The 21,205-nt window shown below is 46.3% G+C and carries 13 protein-coding genes; 8 read left to right on the top strand and 5 right to left on the bottom strand.

Features of this window, described 5'->3' with window-relative positions:
- Positions 1 to 169 precede the first annotated feature (169 nt).
- The 4 genes from F0251_RS02715 to F0251_RS02700 all read left to right on the top strand — a co-directional run bounded on the left by F0251_RS02715 (position 170) and on the right by F0251_RS02700 (position 5,965).
- Entirely contained in the window at positions 170 to 1,684 is a 1,515-nt protein-coding gene (locus F0251_RS02715) for a sodium:solute symporter family protein (RefSeq protein WP_105058577.1), read from the top strand.
- 89 nt (positions 1,685 to 1,773) lie between these two features.
- On the top strand, positions 1,774 to 2,721 hold the full coding sequence (locus F0251_RS02710; protein WP_171730261.1) for a sugar kinase: 948 nt from the start codon (positions 1,774 to 1,776) through the stop codon (positions 2,719 to 2,721).
- A gap of 20 nt (positions 2,722 to 2,741) precedes the next feature.
- Positions 2,742 to 3,371, top strand: a complete 630-nt coding sequence (locus tag F0251_RS02705) for a bifunctional 4-hydroxy-2-oxoglutarate aldolase/2-dehydro-3-deoxy-phosphogluconate aldolase (protein ID WP_017065169.1) — start codon at positions 2,742 to 2,744, stop codon at positions 3,369 to 3,371.
- Between the two features lie 143 nt (positions 3,372 to 3,514).
- Positions 3,515 to 5,965: a family 20 glycosylhydrolase gene (locus F0251_RS02700; RefSeq protein WP_171730260.1), complete on the top strand. Its 2,451-nt coding sequence runs from the start codon at positions 3,515 to 3,517 to the stop codon at positions 5,963 to 5,965.
- A 109-nt stretch (positions 5,966 to 6,074) separates the two neighbouring features.
- Here the strand turns inward: F0251_RS02700 and F0251_RS02695 are convergent, their stop codons facing one another.
- Positions 6,075 to 8,138 carry an ATP-binding protein gene (locus tag F0251_RS02695; protein ID WP_171730375.1) on the bottom strand — a complete coding sequence of 688 codons (2,064 nt, stop codon included), beginning with the start codon at positions 8,136 to 8,138 and terminating at the stop codon, positions 6,075 to 6,077.
- A 205-nt stretch (positions 8,139 to 8,343) separates the two neighbouring features.
- Between F0251_RS02695 and F0251_RS02690 the strand changes: the two genes are divergently transcribed.
- The 4 genes from F0251_RS02690 to lhgO all read left to right on the top strand — a co-directional run bounded on the left by F0251_RS02690 (position 8,344) and on the right by lhgO (position 14,589).
- On the top strand, positions 8,344 to 9,684 hold the full coding sequence (locus F0251_RS02690) for a sigma-54 dependent transcriptional regulator (protein ID WP_171730259.1): 1,341 nt from the start codon (positions 8,344 to 8,346) through the stop codon (positions 9,682 to 9,684).
- Positions 9,685 to 10,005: 321 nt separating this feature from the next.
- Positions 10,006 to 11,019 (top strand): TAXI family TRAP transporter solute-binding subunit, encoded by a 1,014-nt coding sequence (locus tag F0251_RS02685; RefSeq protein ID WP_008216106.1) that lies wholly within the window; start codon positions 10,006 to 10,008, stop codon positions 11,017 to 11,019.
- Between the two features lie 148 nt (positions 11,020 to 11,167).
- On the top strand, positions 11,168 to 13,345 hold the full coding sequence (locus F0251_RS02680) for a TRAP transporter permease (RefSeq protein WP_171730258.1): 2,178 nt from the start codon (positions 11,168 to 11,170) through the stop codon (positions 13,343 to 13,345).
- Between the two features lie 26 nt (positions 13,346 to 13,371).
- Positions 13,372 to 14,589: an L-2-hydroxyglutarate oxidase gene (lhgO, locus tag F0251_RS02675; protein ID WP_061031981.1), complete on the top strand. Its 1,218-nt coding sequence runs from the start codon at positions 13,372 to 13,374 to the stop codon at positions 14,587 to 14,589.
- Between the two features lie 85 nt (positions 14,590 to 14,674).
- Here the strand turns inward: lhgO and F0251_RS02670 are convergent, their stop codons facing one another.
- The 4 genes from F0251_RS02670 to F0251_RS02655 form a co-directional block, all read right to left on the bottom strand.
- Positions 14,675 to 15,448, bottom strand: a complete 774-nt coding sequence (locus F0251_RS02670; protein ID WP_105058569.1) for an ADP-ribosyltransferase — start codon at positions 15,446 to 15,448, stop codon at positions 14,675 to 14,677.
- Positions 15,449 to 15,463: 15 nt separating this feature from the next.
- The gene (locus tag F0251_RS02665) at positions 15,464 to 16,213 is read right to left on the bottom strand and encodes an ADP-ribosyltransferase (RefSeq protein WP_171730257.1); all 750 of its coding nucleotides are present in this window, start codon (positions 16,211 to 16,213) and stop codon (positions 15,464 to 15,466) included.
- A 12-nt stretch (positions 16,214 to 16,225) separates the two neighbouring features.
- Entirely contained in the window at positions 16,226 to 18,823 is a 2,598-nt protein-coding gene (locus F0251_RS02660; RefSeq protein ID WP_171730256.1) for a hypothetical protein, read from the bottom strand.
- 219 nt (positions 18,824 to 19,042) lie between these two features.
- Positions 19,043 to 20,935: a methyl-accepting chemotaxis protein gene (locus F0251_RS02655; protein ID WP_171730255.1), complete on the bottom strand. Its 1,893-nt coding sequence runs from the start codon at positions 20,933 to 20,935 to the stop codon at positions 19,043 to 19,045.
- Positions 20,936 to 21,205: the final 270 nt, after the last annotated feature.

Below are 21,205 nucleotides of genomic sequence, written 5' to 3'. Positions count from 1 at the left end.
AGGGCGTAGTCATCCCTGTTATTATTCCTTAATACTCTCACCCTACATTTATAAAAATTACTTTAATTAAAATATACAAAATGAACAAAGTAATTATATGAAATATAAAATGAATGAATCATAAATAAAAGTTCAGGAATGAGCTTAATATTTCACTGAGAGGTGTCAAATGAACAGCACTCTTTTTCTTACAGGCTTCGGCGTGTACGTATGTTTTTTAATTTGGTTAGGCTGGTTTGTCTCGCGTAATCAAAAATCTGGCGAAGATTTCTTATTAGGCGGCCGTGGCCTGCCACTATTTTTAGTACTTGGTACAACAGTCGCGACGATGGTCGGTACGGGTTCAAGTATGGGTGCGGTTGGCTTCGGCTACGCAAATGGCTGGGCTGGTGCTCTGTACGGAATTGGCGGTGCTGTTGGCATCCTATTGCTTGCGTTATGGTTTGCTCCGGTTCGTAAGCTGAACTTCATGACAATGAGTGAAGAGCTGGCGTATTACGTGGGGGCTAACCGAATAGTGAAAAACGTGGTTGGCCTACTTATCTTCATCGCGTCAATTGGTTGGTTAGGTGCGCACATTCTAGGTGGCGGTATGTACCTAGCGTGGATTGCTGACATTGACCTTAACCTTGCGAAGATCATTATTGCTGCGGCATTCACTATCTACGTGGTGATCGGTGGTTACACAGCGGTTGTATGGACCGATACCATTCAAGCTATCATCCTTTTTGCTGGCTTCATCTTGATGGCGGTGATGTCTGTGAACCACATTGGTGGCATGGATAACCTTTACGCTGCGATGGACCCTGCTGCTACGAGCTTTTTAGCAATCGATAAACTAGGCATTCTGCCCGCTGTTTCTCTGGCTGTGGTTATCGGTGTTGGTGTACTGGCGACGCCTTCATTCCGCCAACGCATATACTCTGGTAAAGACGTTTCAACTATCCGTCGTTCATTCGTGGCGTCTGGTGTGTTGTACCTTTTCTTCTCTATCATTCCAGCAATCATTGGTATGGCAGCGCACGCTATTGACCCAACGCTGGATAACCCGAACTTCTCGTTCCCTTACATTGCAGCGACGGTACTTCCAGTTGGCGTTGGCATGATTGTTCTTATCGCTGGCCTATCTGCAACTATGTCGAGCGCAAGCTCAGATGCGATTGCTGGTGTATCTATTCTACTGCGTGACGTGTACGTGATGTTCACAGGCCGCGTACCAAACAAAGAATCAATGATGAACTACTCTCGTTTAGCTTTGGTTGTGGTGATTGGTTTTGCACTGCTATTCGCACTAACGTCAAACGACATCATTGGCTACATCACTAAGATGATTTCAACGGTTATGTCGGGCATGTTCGTGTGCGGTATGTTGGGTAAATTCTGGAAACGCTACAACTGGCAAGGTGCTCTTGCAACGCTAGCGGGTGCTTCTGTGGCTTCATTTGTAGTAATGCTAAACGCTGACTACACAGCATTCTGGGGCAACCCTGTTATCCCATCATGCTTGTTCGCTCTAGCAGCAGGTGTGGCAGTGAGCCTAGTGACTCCGGCTAACCAAGTAACACCAGAAATGGCAAAAGCGATTCTTGATGACGAGCGTGCCCTGATGGAGATGGAAATGTCTGATACTGGCGTAATTGAAGAAGAAGCAGCACCTCAACGTCCTGCAAATCAAACAAGCTAAACCTAGTCTCCACAACTGGTTTGCTTAATTCAGGCCCTGCTTAGTGGCAGGGCCTTTTCCCCATATATATATCTATTTTAGGATCGGCTATGCCTGCATCTTCTAACTTCAATATCGCTTTCTTTGGCGAATGTATGGTCGAAATCAGCGGCTCCCCATTAACCAAAAAGTTTGGCGGTGACACGCTAAATACTGCGCTTTACCTTTCTCGCTTAACTCAAAATAAAAGCCTATTAGTGCATTACGCGACAGGCCTTGGTGGCGATGAACTGTCTCAAGATATGATTGATAGCTGGCAGTTAGAAGGTATTCAAACCAATTTCGTAGAGCGCATTGCGAACAAGCTTCCTGGTCTCTACATGGTCGAAACCGATGAGACTGGTGAACGACACTTTCATTACTGGCGCAACGACGCGGCAGTTAAATCTTACTTCCGAACGGATGATCTGAATAAGCTTGAAATCGCGCTGACAGAGAAACAAGTCGACGCGGTTTACATCAGCGGTATCAGCATCGCGATTTTAGATGACACCTCACGTGAACGCCTGTTGAAAGCCATTGGCGTGTTCTCAAACCAAGACGGTAAAGTGATTTTCGACAACAACTATCGCCCGCAACTTTGGACGACTGAACAAGCACAATATTGGTATGCCAAGTTATTGCCATTGGTAGACATCGCGTTGATTACTGAAGACGACGACTTGCTGGTTTGGGGTAACTCCGAGAGCGTTCAACAGCGTTGCCTGCGCTTGGGTTGCCAAGAGATCGTTATCAAGCGTGGTTGTGAACCATGCAAAATCGTTCAAGTTGAACAGGGAGATGTTGTTGAGAGCTATGTATCCGCGACTCGTGTTTCTAACGTGGTCGACACCTGCGCAGCGGGTGACTCCTTTGCGGCGGGCTATCTGGCTGCACGTTTAACTGGCGAAAGTGCTACAGAAGCAGCAGCGCTGGGCCATCAGTTAGCTTCTACCGTTATTCAATATTCAGGCGCGATCATCCCGGTAAGCGCCATGAATCACTTAATTAAAAAATAGAAAAATAAAGCGAACTTATTATGTCTCAAGAAATGATCAACACACTTAAGCAATTCAAAGTTATCCCTGTTATCCAAATCAACAAGGTGGAACATGCGATTCCACTAGCAAAGGTATTAGTTGAAAACGGCCTGCCAGTGGCAGAAGTGACGTTCCGTACTGAAGCTGCAGCAGATTCAATTCGTGCGATGCGTGATGCTTACCCAGAGATGTGCATCGGTGCTGGCACAGTATTAACACCAGAGCAGATCGACCTTGCAAAAGAAGCGGGCAGTGAGTTTATCGTTGCACCTGGCCTGAACCCAAACACGGTTAAGCGCTGCCAAGAGATCGGTATGCCAATCGTTCCCGGTGTAAACAACCCAAGCCAAGTAGAGCAAGCGCTTGAACTTGGTCTTAACTTCTTGAAGTTCTTCCCTGCCGAAGCGTCTGGCGGCATCAATATGGTGAAATCTTTGCTAGCGCCTTACGTTGATGTGTCGCTAATGCCTACAGGCGGTATCGGCAAGCACAACGTCAATGACTACTTAGCCGTTGATCGCGTGGTGTGCTGTGGTGGCACGTGGATGGTTTCTCCAAAGATGATCGAGAACGAACAGTGGGATGAGATTGCCGTATTGGTTCGTGAAGCCGTTGAGCTAGTTAGCTAGTCATAAGTTTGTGAGCTCATTCGTTTTTAAACAGGCGTTAGGCTTTTGATCTCACGATAAACAACAGCAGTGGCTGATGGTTCTGTTTTGTGAATTGCCTCCGAGAAACCAAACAGAACCGCTCTTATATAGGAAAATTAATAATGAAAAAAACTATATTGTCTCTATTGATTTCAGGTTCAGTAGTATCCCCAATGGCGTTAGCAATGGCTCCGAATACCGATCTTAACTTAATGCCGTACCCACAAACGGTTGAACTACAAGCAGGGCAAGTACAGGTCGACGGTAACTTCAAGGTTTACATCAAAGGCTTTAATTCTGATCGTGTTGAGTATACGGCGAAACGCTTTGTCGACCGTTTGGTACGCCAAACCGGTATCCCGATTCTGAATTGGCAGGTTGATAGCGCAGACCAAGCAAACCTGATCATTGATATTGACGCAGCTCCAAAGTCTGAAATTCAGAACATCGACTCAGAAGAGTCTTATAAGATTACGACTCAGGGGGAACAAATCACGCTTAGCGCCCCAAGCCCTTATGGCGCTATTCACGGTATCGAAACCCTTTTACAGCTCGTTGAAACAACAGCGACTGGCTACCACATTCCTGCCGTTACGATTGTTGATGAACCTCGCTTCCGTTGGCGTGGTGTTTCCTACGATACCTCTCGTCACTTTATTGAATTTGATGTGTTGATTCGTCAGTTAGATGCGATGGCTTCTGCGAAAATGAACGTGTTCCATTGGCACTTCTGGGACGACCAAGGTATCCGTATTCAAACGGAATCTTGGCCGCGTCTATGGTCAGAAACCACCGATGGTGATTACTACACTAAAGACCAAGTTCGTTACCTAGTCGAGTACGCTCGTAACCTTGGTATTCGTGTGATTCCAGAAGTCTCCCTGCCGGGGCACTCTTCTGCTGTGGCGCACGCTTACCCTCGCTTGATGTCGGGTGGCGAAGGTCAAAGCTATGACCAAGAGCGTGGTTGGGGTGTGTTTGAGCCATTGATGGACCCTCTAAACCCAGAGCTTTATGAAATGCTGGGTGATGTGTTTGATGAAGTGACCGAGTTGTTCCCAGATGAGTACTTCCACATTGGTGGCGATGAGCCTAATTACTCTCAATGGATCAACAGCGAAAAGCATCAGAAATTCATCGAGGAGAACGGCATTGATGGCGAGCGCGGTTTGCAGTCTTACCTCAACGTAAAAGTTGAGAAGATGCTGGAAGAGCGCGGCAAGAAGATGACGGGTTGGGATGAGATTTGGCATAAAGATCTGCCAACTTCCATCGTGATTCAAAGCTGGCAAGGTCACGACAGTATCGGTCGTGCGGCGAAAGAGGGTTACCCAGGTATCCTGTCTACCGGCTATTACCTAGACCAGCCTCAGCCTACGAGTTACCACTATCGCAATGACCCAATGCCAACCGGTATTACGGTTGATGATAAGCTTCATAGTGGCGAGAAGTTCGTGACGTATCAATGGGAGAAGCCACGCTCAAAAGGCGGCCCGCGTAAGGGAACGCTGACCATCATTGAAGCGAAAGACGGTACGTTCCGCGCGTTCAGTGATTACAACGGCAAGTCTCGTGAAGAGATCTACATCCTTGATTATGTGCCGGGCAAAACCTTTGTCGGCCACTTCGATAACTTCATGTCTTACACTGAGTTCAACCTGAACCTAAATCCAAATGGATTCTCAGAGGGCAGCTACCAATTGATTGGTAACGTGCGCTGGCCAACCACAGGTGAAGTGATTGCGAGTAGCGATATCGAAGGCAGTGTCATCCCTGAGCCTAATGGCGGTTATCCTGCAGAGCTTACCGACAAAGAAAAAGAGTTGATTCTGGGTGGTGAGATTACGATATGGCTTGAGAACAAAGACAGCCTTACGGTCGAAAACTACTTATGGCCTCGTAGCTACGCTATTGCAGAACGTTTCTGGTCGGATGCTGAACTGACCGATGAGCGCAGCATGTACAAGCGCATGAAAGCGATGGATACATGGTCGGAAATCTCAGTAGGTCTGCGTCACCACGCGGATGCAGACATGTTGCTAAAGCGTATTGCCAGAGGTCAAGATATCCAAGATCTTCGTATCCTTTCAAAGTACACCGAGCCAGCACAATACTATGCTCGCAACTGGGAGAAGTGGAACTCTACTGAGCCTAAAGGCACTTTTTACAGTCAATACGAGCGCTTAAATCGCTTTGTTGATGCGCTGCCAGTAGAAAGCTACGCAGTGTATGAGATGCAAGATTTGGTCAATGAAGTCGCGACAGGTAATCAACAGGCATTGGAGCAACTTACAGATCATTATCAGCAAGCAAAATCGGCTGCACTAATGGCGGAAACTATCTTTGCTGCCAATGTCTCTTCGGTAGACACTGTGGTGGTGGCAGAGAAAACGGTCGAAGTTGCAGACTTGGCGTTAACCTTGATTGCTAAAGCGAAAGCGGGTGAGCAAGTTCGAGAAGCAGACGCGAATGCCTACCAAGCTATCCTATCTGATGCTGCGAAGATCTACGATGAATCGATCATTGCGATTGTTCGTCCAACGGAGTTACTGCTTAAGCAGTTGAGTAAGTAAGCATGAGATAACAAGTCGCACGCCAATAAACTCTTCAAACCGCCTTCTATGGGCGGTTTTTTGTTCCTGAATTCAAATAGAGTATGTGTCTAAAACATGATGTAAGCAATTACTCACTATCGGCACTCTTAAGCGTTAGCGTGAAGGTCATTCCTTGTTCTGGGTTGTTCTTGGCAATCAAATAGCCTTGCATATCGCGTACATTGTTGGCGGTGATGGCGAGCCCGAGTCCGAGGCCTTCACCCATTTTTTTGTTGGTGTGGAAGGGTTCGAAAATGGTTTCTAGTTGGTCTTCGGATACGCCACAACCGTTATCTTGAACCTTGATGATGACACGCTCTTGCTCGGTATGAGCACTGATAACAATGGTCGCTGGTTTCTGGTTTTGTGTAGCATCGATGGCATTGCTTAAGAGATTCCCAAGTACTTGTCTAAGTCGCGCTTCTTCTCCCATCACCATTGAAATATTAGAGGCGACACGAACACGAATATCGATACGTTCTAACTCGGCTTGGTGAATGCGTAGGGTTTCTTGAAGTGCGTCTGTCAGTGACACCGGATAAGGTTTTTCCAATCTTTGAAAGGCGAAGGACTTCAGCTGGCTGGTCATGTTGGCCATTCTGTCGATGAGACTCATCACCAGGTCCATGTTCGCTTTCAACATCTTAGTCTCGCCTCTTTCCATCAGTAACTGGTTACTTGAAAGCAGGGTTTTTAGGCCAGTAAGCGGTTGATTGAGCTCATGAGTAATCGCACTCGACATACGGCCCAATGCGGCTAGCTTACTTGATTCGACTAACTCTTGCTGCGCATCTTTTAGATCTTGAGTTCGCTCTTCGACGCGCAGTTGAAGTGTTTTATTGGCTTCCTGTACCGCGATCTCTGCTTTCTTACGTTTACTGATATCAATCACAGTACACAGGTAATAGGTTGTGGCATGCCAAGGAAAAGGACTAATAGAGAACAACACCGGGAAGTAGCTGCCGTCGCTGCGTCTTGCCATAGTTTCTACGCTGGTGATCTCGGCCAGCTCTTGGTGTTGCTCTAGATTTCTTAATAGCTGTAGCGTAGTTGAGTTCGGGTTACCGGCTTCAAAAAGTTGCCACGCTTTTATATTGCTGATCATCGAATCGGATAGGCAGAAGTAGTTTTTCGCCATCAGATTAATGTCGTGGATGTGACCGTGTTTATCGATCAGCACAAGTCCTACGTGTGTCTTGTTGATCATTCCAGACAATCGTTTTTCAGACTCTTCAATCAGCTTTTGGATTCGTAGGTTGCTGAGTTTTTTCTGGCGTCTTTGGTAGAGAATTATCAGCAATAGCATGATGAAAAGACAGCCCACCGCGACGCTCCAACTTATCCAATTAGTGGTTTGATAGAGGCTAGTTAAGGGGGTGAGGTAGGTTAAACGCCAATTAAGATCATCTAATTTGATTGACTGAATTAGGTAATCCTTGCCTTGCAGTCGCCAAACGCGAATATGGGTTTGGTCGTATAATTCGCGTTTGGTGGCAGTAGGCTGAGAATTGAAGGTGTCGTTAAACCAATCCGCACTGAGCTTGTGGTCGCTTGAGAGAAAAAATTGTTCGCGAGGATTCTGAAACAGGACTGCTTCTCCATCGGCAAACCATTGATCGGTCAGCAGTGATAGGTCTATTTGAACCGCAACGATGCCAACCACATCAGAGGCTCGATAAACTGGCGCGGCAATAAAGTAGTCTGGGGTAACGCCTTTGTTTTTGGTCACCACCGAAATTGCCCCACCTTGCTGGTGGATCTTAGACACAATCGTGTTGGCGTTCTTTTTACTCAGCTTGCTCCTCTCAACACTAGAAACCAGTAAATCGCCCGTATCGGAGAGTAAATACCAGCCTTTGGTATTCGCCGCTTTGTCCAATTGAATGAGCTGTTTTTTGATGCGTTTTTCAAGGCGGCCTTCACCATCGATAAAGCGAACCGTGGTTTCGTCGTTGGTGACTAGGTAGGGCAGATAATAGAAACGTTTTAGTGTTCGCCTTGCTTCAGCGATGTAGCCAAGGAAGCGCTGCTCAGCATAACGTTGCGCTTGTTCAAGTTTCCACTGGCTGATTCCGTTTTTGGTCGTGACCTGCACTAAGCCAATAATTAAACAGGCAAATAGAAATAACCAATATCGATTTTTATTCATTATTCTTGATTAAATCCCTTTAAATTAGTGGTTTAAGGCTGTGTTGTGTTTGCTTTTTGAGCAGGTGGTGAATGAAACAAGTTGAAGCTAACAAACATCATAAAACTGTTAAAGAGGTGTTACTCAAAGTGGGAGCTAGCTCCTTTTCGTCTGCTCGGTTTTTGAATACCGTGGGCGGCATATTTGGTTCAAGTGTTAGGAACAGACCATGCAACGTATAGCTTTGATTGAAGATGATGCGATTGTGCGTCAAGCAACCAGCCAATGGTTACAGTTAGCCGGCTTTGATGTCACTGCGTTTGAGGTTGGGCAAGATGCGTTAAGTGCAGTAAAACAAGGCGATTTTCACACCATCATTAGTGATGTGCGTTTGCCCGATATAGATGGGGTAGAGCTGCTTGGACGTTTTAAAAGTTTGGTGCCAGAAGTCCCTGTTATTTTGATCACCGGGCATGGTGATGTTGATATGGCGGTAAAGGCTTTACATCAAGGCGCCTATGATTTCATCGAGAAGCCATTTGATCCTGAACGCCTTTCCCAAACTGTCTCTGAAGCGGTCGAGAAGTATCAAAGCAGCCAAGACAGAGTTAACCGCCAAAGCTACTTAAATAACCTAAAAGGCATTGAGCAGGTTCTGATTGGTCGCAGCAAGGTGATGTGCGAGCTGCGCGAACAGATACAGAAGGTGGCTTCTATAGATACTAATGTGATCATCTACGGTGAAACTGGCTGTGGCAAAGAGTTGGTCGCTTCTTGCTTGCATGAGTTTAGTGAGCGTAAAAGATACCCTTTTGTGCCGCTCAATTGTGGTGCCATTCCAGAGAACTTGTTTGAAAGCGAACTATTTGGACATGAGGCTGGAGCGTTTACCGGAGCGGCTAAACGACGCATTGGTAAGCTTGAATTTGCTGATAAAGGCACGGTATTTCTTGATGAAATCGAGAGCATGCCCCTGTCTATGCAGGTCAAAGTGTTACGCACCTTACAAGATAATGTGGTTGAGCGTGTGGGTGGCAACCAGCAGCAACACGTTGATTTGAGGGTAGTATCTGCCTCTAAATGTGACTTATTGAACCACCCTGACTTTCGCCAAGATCTGTTCTATCGCTTGAACGTTGCCCAGCTGCACTTGCCACCGCTTAGTGAGCGTGAAGATGACGCACTCATTCTTTTTGAACACTTTACCCAAGAAGCGAACAGCGAAACTCGAGTGGCCAGTGAAGCGGATCGCCATGCGTTATTGTCGTATGCGTGGCCGGGTAATGTGCGTGAGCTGCGCAATGTTGCGATTCGTTTTGCGCTGGATGAAAGTTTAACGGTGGGAGACATATTGGCGTGTCGTCCTAACTCAGTAACGGAATCTGCGACAGCGGGTATTCCTCTGGCGGTTCAGGTGCAGAGCTTTGAGCGAAAAGTCATTCATGATGCGTTAGTGCGTTATCAAGGGCGCATTAATGACGTGATGCAAGATTTGGATTTACCTCGTCGAACATTGAACCAAAAAATGGTGCGTTATGCGCTGAATCGCAGTGATTATGTCGATTCTTAGTGATCAATCTGACTGTAATGCTTATTGAAGATTAGTAAGCAATAAATGGCTCACTCTGTATTTGTGATTTTATGAATACCGGTCACATTTGATAACTAAAGTGTGATGTGACTGGCTTTATATAGATGTTAATGCCCATTTTGAATGAGCAAAAAATGGCTCATGATATCTGCATCGAATAAGCAATAATCCGCCTATCACTATTGATTTTTTTATTTAAACTCAATTAAATCAATAGCTTAATTTTTGGCATTGTGCTTGCTATCTAGCAGTTGTTGTTAACAAAACTATAACGTGAATAACTCTACATGGAGAGTAACAATGAAATACAACAAGCTAGTTAAAACTTTAGCAATCGCAATGGCATCTATTGGCCTTATCAGCAACGCCTCCGCTCAAGAAGAGCGCAGCTACATCTTAGCAACAGCTTCAACTGGGGGGACTTACTACCCAGTAGGCGTAGCGTTGGCGACATTGAGTAAAGTTAAGCTTGCGCCGAAGCAGCACTTTTCTTTGGCGGCTATCAGCTCTGCTGGGTCGGGTGAGAACGTCAAACTATTGAATGAGAACGAAGCCCAGTTTGCTATCTTGCAAGGTTTGTACGGTGCATGGGCTTGGCAAGGTTTAGGGCCATACGAGAAGTCGGGCAGTCAAACCCAACTGCGTTCAGTCTCTATGCTGTGGCAAAACGTAGAGCACTTTATTGTTCGCTCAGACCTGACTGAAACAGGCACCATGAGCGACTTAGAGAATCTTAATGGTAAGAAATTCTCCATCGGCAAGAAAAACTCAGGTACAGAGAATTCAGGTCGCCAGATCATGCAGGGCCTGTCGGTGAACCCAGAACAATTTAAACTTGCCTTTATGGGTTACGGCGGTAGCGCGAGCGCATTACAAAACGGCACCATTGACGGCATGAACACCCCAGCGGGTGTGCCTGTGGGCGCGGTAACTCAAGCGTTTGCAGCGCTGGGTGAAGACATTCAAATCCTGTCGTTTACCGATGAACAGATCAAACAAGCGAATGGCGATTACAACATCTGGACCAAGTACGAGATCCCTGCCAACACCTACCCAGGTGTTGATAAGCCGATCACCACAATCGCTCAACCTAACTTCCTAGCGGTTCGTGAAGATATCTCAGAAGAAGATGTCTACCAGCTAACCAAAGCTATCTATGAAAACCTACCTTTCTTACAAGGTATCCACAAAGCAACCAAAGCCATGGCGCTTGAGAAAGGGATTGCAGGTCTTCCTGTTCCACTTCATCCGGGCGCAGCACGTTATTACAAAGAAGTGGGCATCGAGCTTCCTTCTGAGCTGATCGTCAACTAATAGCTTTCGTCGGCTAACTGTTTTAGTCGACCCCCCATCTTTAATGGCTTAACCGCTAGGTGCACGTTCACGTTGTGAATGGGTTCGTGCACCTGCTTATTTTATGGATTTTCTCTGCGCATTTTGTTGTGGAGAGCAGGAGTTTTCTATGAGCGATTCGCTGCAGCAGGAACTGAAAAAATTTGAATTGCCGACCCGAACGGATTTTCCTTGGGTGGGTAAAGCGATAACAACTATGGGAGTGATCCTCTCCCTATTACACATTTGGTTTAATACCTTATCTACCTTGCCTGAGCTTTGGATTTCAGCGACTCACTTTGCTGGTTTCGCGATCATTTGTGCGCTTTGGTATCCCGCTCATATCTCGCTGAAAAAGAGTAAAGTAGCTCTTGCTGTCGATATCGGGATTGCATTGGCAGCATTGGCTTGCCTTATCTACATTCCCTTTGCAGAAGATGCCCTTTATGAACGAGGCGTGAAGTTCATCGCCAGTGACTGGTTCTTCTCTATCTTGGCGATTACCATCGTTATTGAGCTGATTCGTCGTACCATGGGTTGGTTTATTCCAGTACTCATTCTAGTGTGTTTGAGCTACGTGGTGCTTTGGGGGCAATGGACCAGTGGCATCTTCCACTTTCCTGGTTTGAGCCTTGAGACACTGCTTTACCGAAGCTTTTATTCATCGGAAGGGATGTTCGGTTCTATCTCTAGAATCAGCTGGACCTTCGTGTTCATGTTTATCCTATTTGGTGCTTTTTTAGTACGCTCGGGGGTTGGTGATTACATTATTGATGTGTCTCGCGCTGCGGCGGGCAAAGTGATTGGTGGCCCAGGCTTTATTGCGGTGATTGGTTCTGGTTTGATGGGCTCGGTGTCTGGTTCTAGCGTGGCCAATACGGTGTCGACGGGCGTTATCAGTATTCCTCTGATGCAAAAAGCGGGTTTCCCTTCACGCTTTGCTGCTGGTGTGGAAGCGGCTGCATCGACGGGCGGTCAGTTGATGCCACCAGTGATGGGTGCAGGTGCTTTTATCATGGCGTCTTACACACAGATCCCTTATGTCGACATCATTGCGGTTTCTTTCTTGCCAGCGCTTATCTACTTCTTATCGGTGGCGTTTTTCGTGCGTATTGAAGCGAAGCGTAGCGGTGTACAAAAAGTCTCTTCGGGTTGTGAGCCTCTATTAAAAGTACTCTTGTCCGGCTGGCATAACCTTATCCCACTGGCGGTTCTGGTGACTCTGTTGGTACAAGGCTTTACGCCAACATACGCTGCGGGTATCTCAATCATCTCAGTCGTTGTCGCTTCGTGGTTCTCTAAAAATCATAAAATGGGACCAAAGGCGATCATCGAAGCGCTTTCTCAAGGCGCAAAAAATATGGCGACCACTGCGGTATTGTTAGTGGGCATTGGCCTCGTTATCAACGTGATCAGCACCACGGGCATTGGTAACACCTTCTCATTGATGATCAACAGCTGGGCCAATGGCGACTTGTTGGTGATGATAGCCTTAATCGCACTGGCATCTTTGATTCTCGGTATGGGCCTGCCAGTAACCGCGGCTTACATTGTGTTGGGTACTCTGTCCGCTCCAGCCTTGTACAAGTTGATTGCTGAAAGTCAGTTGCTTGACCTGTTGGTTTCGGGTCAGTTACCTGAACAGGCGAAAGCGATTTTCATGTTGGCAGCGCCAGAAAAACTGGAACTACTGAATGCGCCAATGGCTCTTGAAACAGCCAAAGAGCTAATAGCGTTAGTGCCGGCTGATTTTGTGGAAACGCTGCTTGAGCAAAGCTTAGGCTTGGAAGCGATCAGCCTTGCTCTGCTCTCTGCACACTTGATTATTTTCTGGCTATCGCAAGACAGCAACGTGACGCCACCGGTTTGTTTAACCGCATTTGCAGCCGCGACCATTGCTAAAACGCCGCCAATGAGAACGGGCTTAATGGCATGGAAGATCGCTAAAGGCCTGTACTTGGTGCCACTACTTATCGCTTACACCAACTTGGTAAGTTGGGATGTGACCTCGGTTTTAGTGACTGGCGGCTTTGCTATTATTGGCACTTATGCGTTTGTTGCAGCGATTGAAGGTTATCTAGAGAGCGAAATCAATCTTGTGCTGCGTGCGGTATTGATTGCCTTAGGTGTGGCTTTGGTCTGGCCTGATGTGTCAATCGTGATTCGTTTGGTAGGTGTGGCACTGTTTGTTGTTATCTTCATCTACAGCGGTCGTAAGTACGATATCAATCAAGTGAAAAAGCAGTCGGATGAAGAGCAAAAGTCTTTGTCTCAAACCGAGCCTGACACTGTCGCTTCTTCCCTATAATTTAAAGGACTGAATGTAGGAACATTATGAACTCAATATACGACTATATTATCGTTGGTGGTGGCATTGTTGGCGTGTCGACAGCATGGCAATTGCAACAAGCTCACCCTGATAAAAGTATCCTTTTAGTCGAAAAGGAGCATGGCTTTGCGCAGCATCAAACGGGTCACAACAGTGGCGTGATTCACGCTGGTGTTTACTATGCTCCGGGTAGTTTAAAGGCGGATTTCTGTAAGCGTGGCGTTGAGCGCACTATCGCCTTTTGTCGCCAACATGATATCCCCGTTGAAAATTGTGGCAAGTTATTGGTTGCGACCAATGAACAAGAAGTCGAGCGCATGAACGCGCTCTATCAGCGTTGCCACGATAACGATATTGATGTCGATTTGTTGGACCAAGCGCAGCTCAAACTTGCCGAGCCAAACATCACAGGTTTAGGGGCGATTTACGTCAAAACCACCAGTATCGTCGACTATAAAAAAGTCACCGAAGTGATGGCTCAAGAGTTTGTGGAGGCTGGTGGTAAGCTCAGCTTAGGCACAGAAGTGATCATGGCGGATGAGCAAGAGGATGAGGTGCAATTGACCTGTAAAGTAGACGGTCAGACCTTGCAACTCAACAGTCGATTCTTGATCACTTGTTCGGGTTTGATGGCTGATAGAATGACCAAGATGCTTGGTATTGAAACCGACTTCCAAATCGTCCCTTATCGCGGTGAATACTATCAGCTTGATCCTAAACATAACCAAGTGGTGAACCACCTGATCTATCCGATCCCTGACCCTGAACTGCCTTTCCTCGGCGTCCATTTAACACGCATGATTGATGGCTCGGTAACGGTAGGACCTAACGCGGTTCAAGGGTGGAAGCGAGAAGGTTACGGTAAGCTTAATTTTAGCGTTAAGGATACCTTGCAGATGCTGAGCTTTACTGGTTTTTGGAAGGTGACGGCTAAGCACCTAAAAACCGGTTTGGTTGAGTTTAAAAACTCGTGGTGGAAGCCGGGGTATCTAAAGTTGGTTAATAAGTACTGCCCAAGTATCACTGTGTCTGACTTCAAGCCATACCCTGCAGGTATTCGTGCTCAAGCGGTACTCAAAGATGGTACCTTGGTTCATGACTTCCTGTTTGCGGAGAGCCCAAGAAGCTTGCATGTGTGCAATGCACCATCGCCAGCGGCGACCTCAGCGATGCCTATTGGCGAATACATTTGTGGCAAGATAATGCGTAAAACAGCCAGTTAAATAGCCCTAGCCTCAGTAATAAAAAAAGACCATCTTGATGATGGTCTTTTTTATCAGCCGCCTACAAAATCGTGCGCACGATACACTACAGGCAATAGAGTGAGCTACGACTTCGAAGTGCTACTTCTTCACCGCTGTAACTGTCATAGATGTGGATATCAGGCTCCGCTTTTAGGTATCGAGCAGGGTTCTTTACTTCTCGCATCTTGATGTAGTTTTTGTTTGGTGAGACTCGCTCAATCGCTTCGACTCGAAAGTAGGTGTTTGGCTTCGCGAGTATTTCTGCTTCATCTGGTTTGAACGTATACGCGTTAATGGCGCGACCTGCCGACTTGAGTTCAATTTTGAATTGAGCAGCAGAAGCACCTTCATAAACACCGGCTGAAGAAAAGTTCTTGGCGACACTTGGTAGAGTCGATGTCGACAAAAATGCTTTCTCATGCAGAATATCACCCACGTTGAGTTTATCGAGTAGGGCGTTCTTGATGGATGAGCCACGATAAACCGTACCTTTGTAGTTAGGCAGTTTATTCATGACATTTCGCATGTGGAATACGCGTGATTTCAATGTACGGCCAAACATTTCGGATAAGTAGCCTTCAGGCTCTCCCGCTCTCATGTATTCATTCACCACATCATGGTCAACTCGGCCGTAATTCTTAATGGCAGAGTACTCTTCACTGATCATCTTTTTTTCAGCTTTTACATGGTGTGTCGTTGCCCAATCCATCAGGTCATCCGCAATTTGTTGTTGCGCCTGATAGGAGAGTGAACGCCCTTTAAACTCTGGAAACTCCTCACTTTGTGCCGAAAAACTTGTCAATAAAGAGAGGCAAAGCCCCCAAATAAATTTTTTCATTGCTTGATCCTTAGCTTATGTACAAACGAGAGAGTGCCAAAATGACGCTTCTACCTCTTCGCTTGAATAGAGGTTATATTTCTGAGTATTTTTGACGGCAGGTGCCTTCACCGTTTCCACGCCGATGTAGGTATGGGTAGAGGTTCGCTCTATCTGGGTGATTCGAAAGTGTGCATTTGGCGCAAACAGAACCTCTGCTTCTTTGCTGTATTCCGAAAGCCCTGCAATGGTGTGACCCCCTTGATTGATCTTGACTTCAAACAGGACTCGCTTGAGCCTTTGCGGGGAGTTGGGATGCACTACCGAAAAGCGCTTAGCGACTTCTGGGAGAGTAGAAGTTGAGGTAAACGCTGGCTCGACCAACACGTCCCCTTCTTCGAGCTTATTAAGTAAAGATTGTTTTACCCAAGTCCCTCTATAGGCGGTCCCTTTGTATTTTGGCAGCTTGTTGAGGGCTGATTTAACCGTGCGAATGTAATGCCTCGCATCTGCTCCCGCGACACCCCATGTTGAGGTGTCAGTCGCCCTTAGGTAGTCATTAGCGGTCTGATAGCCAGAAATTGAAAAGTCTTCCACCGCTTCCTTTTCATTGGCAGTTATGAAGGAGTAGCGCCAACCATTGGAAGCCTTTGACCAGTCTTTGAAGTCTTCTGCTAGCTGGGTCACCTCTTCCTCTGAACGGTTTGGCTGTTTGAGCACATCAAACGGTTGAGAGAAGGCAGTAAAACTCAGACAACAGAGCAGTAATAAAAAATGAGAATTCATAGTGTCCGCCCTTTATTGGTATTGATAGCTGTTAGGGCTTAAATCACATGGAATGCCGAAAGTGTTCTGATTGATGACGGCATACTTCAGAGCCCCAAACATATTGAGCTGTTGGCGAGTGACGGCGTCGTACCATTCTGAGATAGGCGAAATCCAATACAGGTCATCATCAGCCGCAACATCAAGCAGTGCGATCTTAAGGTATGGGTAGTAAATCATGCAGCTACGGCCCGGTTTATCGGTAAAGTTTTCGTTTGTATTGCTTAACTTATCGAGCTTTTGATTGAGTTCAGACGTTGGGTTAAAGATGGCATCGATGGAGCGCTCAATGCGCGCATCGTAGCTATCAGGGATGATGTCTGAAATCAGGTAGCGCATAAGGTGAGCAGGCAGCATCTCTGAAAACAGAGCGGTGACTTCACCTTCCCCAGAGGCGTAGTGCCCAGTAGAGATATGCTGAGAATGGATGATCGATGTATAGCGCTGGAATTGGCCCACTTGTGAATGTAGCCACTCAACTCCGTTGCTGTCGGAGACACTGATCGCTTCAGCAAGACGAGTTTTTACGATCCCTTTCGCGAGTTGCAGCGTGTTGCCTTCCAGATGAGCAAGATCCAGTGAGGATGATTTCAGTGCGGAATAAATTAGTGGTGCATTTTTTTGAAGGTCAATGCTACCTGGGTAAGTGAAGCTATAAAATTCGACAGCTCTCTTAGCTTGCCACTCGCTTTCTAGCGCAGCGGTAATCAAGCCACCAAGCTTTTGATAGCGCTTCGAGTGCACATAGGCGCCTTTGCCTGAGTAGTTTGCGTGCCAATTGTTGATGTAATGCAGCGACGCTTGTCGTGAAAGGTTCTCTTTTTGAAGGTAAGACAAGCTCCACCCTGCACATGCGCTACCGCCACCACATTCACCTTCAAGCATTGCGCTTGAGTCCAGTAACCAGTGATAAACCTGTTGTTTGTCGAATTCGGCTTGCTGTTTTAGACGTTGCTGCGCAGAAAAGTCCAACAGCTGTTGTTCCAACCAACGCTCCTCAGCTTCGGCATTCCAGCCATGATCAATTAGGTTACTAAGTGAATCGAAAAGCACGCGTTTTACTGCTTCTTTGCTTGGCACGGAGATCTGAGCAATCACGCTATCTTCAGATGGAATAAATGGGCGAGTTTCTGCCGGCACCCAAGCGTACTCAACACATCCTCTAAAGTTTGGATCGCCTCCTAGAATGCCAATACGAACGCATTTCTCGTAGCCACTTTGAAGGACGATCTCTTTGTTGCGTATTTCTTGTGTTGTTGCTGGGCGTCCTAGAATGCTGCGTGTCATCTCGTCAATGGCGCTGCGCTCTGCTTGTCCCTTGAAGAAATTATGCATGGTGTCGACCGAGCCTGAACGGAATAGTCGCTCTATGGCGATATCACCTTGTGTGAACATATCTCTTTGCAGCTTACTCATCAGCAGATTGGTATGGTTATCTGCCGTTTCAATGATCTGTGTTTTGGCTGCAAGTGTGCGAGCATACAGCTGTTGAACTGCAGCTTGATCAAGCCCTTCAATTTGACCTGTTCGTAACTCATTCAGTTTGGCAATGGCTTGATTTAGCAGGTTCTGCTGACAGTGCTGAAGTTTGGCCAGAGCGCGGTTTGCTTGGCGTTTGGAAGGTAATGCTGGTGGCAGGGAATTACTCTCTTCAATATCATGATCAGGATAAAGGTCTGCCAGTACTCGAGTTTCCTCGTTACAGCTAGCGGCAATGTCCGATGCAAACAGTCGAGAGTCTTTATGGTCGAGAACCAGTTGGCTAAAGATGGCCTTGCGGAGCTCGTGATCGACCGCGGTGATCAGCTCTTCCGCCATAATGGTCTGAGCCTTTACCACTTCTTGATAATGTTGTTGGTATTTGAGGGCAAGATCGGTGGCAAAGCCGCGTGCAACGGCGTTCAACATCGCTTGCTGATCTGAGGCGAGTTCTGCCCAATAAATTTTGTCTCTTAAATCTTGCTGGGTGACGAGATCCTCATGAACGTGATAACTGTAATGGTTACCTGCTGCAATTCTATCCCAGCGACTACTCAAAATTTGGCGGTCGATCTCTCTCGCGGGCAGCTTTAAAACGCCAAACCAATCGACGAGTCCCATTACAGTGGCAAATCGATCGTAAGAGGTACGTGATTCATCTTGGAAGCTAGTTGCGACCTCATTTGCCCAAAGTCCAACGGCAACCGCGTCGCCAATCGGTCCCAGAGCTTCTAATGCACCTTGCGCTAGCCCTGTCGTTGAACGGCCCAAGGTGTCCATCAGCCTTGCTGCTTCCTCCGGTGCTAGCGTAACAGCTGAGGCGGGTCCTGTTTCTAGTAAGGTAGCAGTTTCAGGGAAAACATCACTGGCTTCAGAGAGAGAGGGTTTTAAGTCGACAATGTGCTCTGGCGCTGATGGAAAAAGGTTTTCAGGCGTAATACCTTCACCGAAGGCATCATAGTTTTTCTGTCGGATCTGATGAAAGCTTTCGCTGTCCAAGACGTTATATTCGTCGCCGATGTTACAGACCTGAAAGGCATTAACGTTGGATGAAATCATAGCAGTAATAAGTGCTAATCTTTTTAACTTCATAGGTTTATCCTTATTGTTAGTGAAGTTATATGCTTAATTTAGAAAGCAAAAAGCCTCTCCTTGCCGAGATGGAAAAGAGACAGCTAGAGGTTGTGTGTAGGGGTACTTCGAGAAATCGTTTACTCAAATCACCCGGGCAGTGAGATGAGGTTTTCGCTTTGGCGTTGTGATTAGGGGAATTGCCTCCCCCTAATCAGTTTTTATCAAATGCTGTTGAGGTTAACGGTTTAGCTTAAAGGTACTGACTGCTTGCGTGAGCTTTTCAGACAGCGCTATCAGTTCCGAGGCTTTCTCTTGGTTTGATGCCGACAAGTTGTGTGTTTCGCGGGCTTTGTCATTGACGTCAACGATACTCTGATTGATTTCGCCAGCGACAAGAGTTTGCTCTTCAGTCGCTGTGGCTATCTGTGTATTCATGTCTTCAATGACGGTAATAGAGCTCGAGATTTCATTGAGTGAAGCCTGCGCTCTTTTCGCATTTTCCATGGTGACATTTGATGCTTCTCGGTTCGTCTGCATCATGTCCATAGAGCTATTGGCTTCATGTTGAAGTGAAGTAATCACCTCTTGGATCTCGTTGGTGCTCTGTTGAGTTCGGTTAGCTAGGTTACGAACCTCGTCAGCAACAACTGCGAAACCTCGGCCTTGCTCACCTGCTCGCGCAGCTTCAATGGCAGCGTTAAGAGCAAGCAGGTTGGTTTGATCTGCAATGTCCTTGATCACGTCCAGCACGGTGCCAATACTTGAGGTTTTCTCACCCACGGTATTGATCACATCAGACACTTCCTGAATACCTTGAGAGAGGCTCACAATACTGTGATTCACGGTATCAAATGTTTGATTGCCAGACTGTGCTTCTTGCGCTGCTTGCATCGCTGCTTCTGAAGCTCGGTGGGCGTTTTGCGCAACCTCATCTACAGCGACAGACATTTCGTTCATTGCCGTCGAAGTCTGCTCTAACTGTTCCATTTGCGAAGCGGAACTTGCGTTTACACTATCGGCTGCGTTGGTTATGCCTTCGGCGAAGACAAACAGGTCGTTCGATGAGTTACGGATGGTCTCAATTGTGGTGCTTAGCTCATTGACCATATCGTTAACGGCAGCATTGATACCAATTGCTTTGCCCTGTTGTTGTTTGATTGCGGTAAAGTCACCAGAGGCCACTTTAGCTACGGTCGCTTCTATTTCGCTTGGCTCTCCACCGAGTGGGCGGTAAACCAAAACTTCGACAACGTAGTACACGCAACCCGCGCAAATAAGCAGTAGCGTCAAAGAGGTGATCAGAGTTTGAGTCAGGTTATCTTTTGAGTCCTGATTAACATTGGTCTCTTTATCCCACGCCCATACACTCCAATGAAGATCGTTGATTTTAGCGCCTGCTGCCAAGAACTCTGTATTCTGATAAACGTACTCGAAGCTCTCTTCTCGCGTGGTGTCTCTGTTCGCAAAAGCTGGGATCTCGTTGAAGATATTTCTACCTATCAAAGACGCGTTTTGTGCGGCTAAGATAAAGCCATCTTCACGAGTGACGAAGATTTTATTATTTGTGGTGAGTTGCTCGGTGAATCTGGTCAGGTCTTCAACCAGGATGTTTAGAGCAACAACGCCGACAATCTTGCCTTGTTTGTAGATAGGCGTTGCTAGAGACATTACTTGGTCACCGGTTGACGCCAGGTAAGGACGAGTAATGATTTTGTCCTCGCCATTCATTGCTTTCAAAAACCATTCGCGTTGTTTGGTTTTGGCATTAAAGTTTTCGATGATGCCATTGGTTTTTGACGAGTAGGAAGTGCCATCCGCTAGAGAAAAGTAGATGTTAGTAACCTTGGTTGAGCTCATGGCACTATGGAGCGTTGTGATTGCCCGCGATGTGTCGACTTGACCACGCTCATCGAAAGACAGCTCATTGCTCACTACTTTCAAAATATCAAAGTAGCGATTAATTTTCTGTCCGATAGTATCTGCGATAAGTTGAGATTTATATCCCAACTGTTTTTTATAACTTACGGTCGACGAAGTCTCGAAATTCTTCCAGCTTAAAAAGCTTGTCGTCATGATTAACATGACTGTTAGCCCCATAATAGAAAGCATTATTTTTAGTTTAGCACTCATAACTTGTTCCAATATAAGCAGTGTTGATTATTTTTAAGATTTCTTATAATTCAGACGAATGTCCGAACTTTAAATAATATAACACTTATAAAATTCACGTATAAGCTTGGTTTATTTGTGAATAATATACATCTAATTAATATATGCAATATTTATTAAATGCATTGATTACTTATTTATTTGGTGTATTGAGCGCTTGTTTTTATTGAACCAATATCCCAGAATTAAACTGGTCTTACTTGCTGATTTTATTGGTTATGCCTTGGTGTG

The sequence above is a fragment of the Vibrio sp. 070316B genome (assembly GCF_013114115.1).
Taxonomy (GTDB): Bacteria; Pseudomonadota; Gammaproteobacteria; order Enterobacterales; family Vibrionaceae; genus Vibrio; species Vibrio chagasii_B.
Note: the sequence above shows the minus strand (reverse complement) of the source record. Positions and strands in the feature narration are given on the sequence as shown.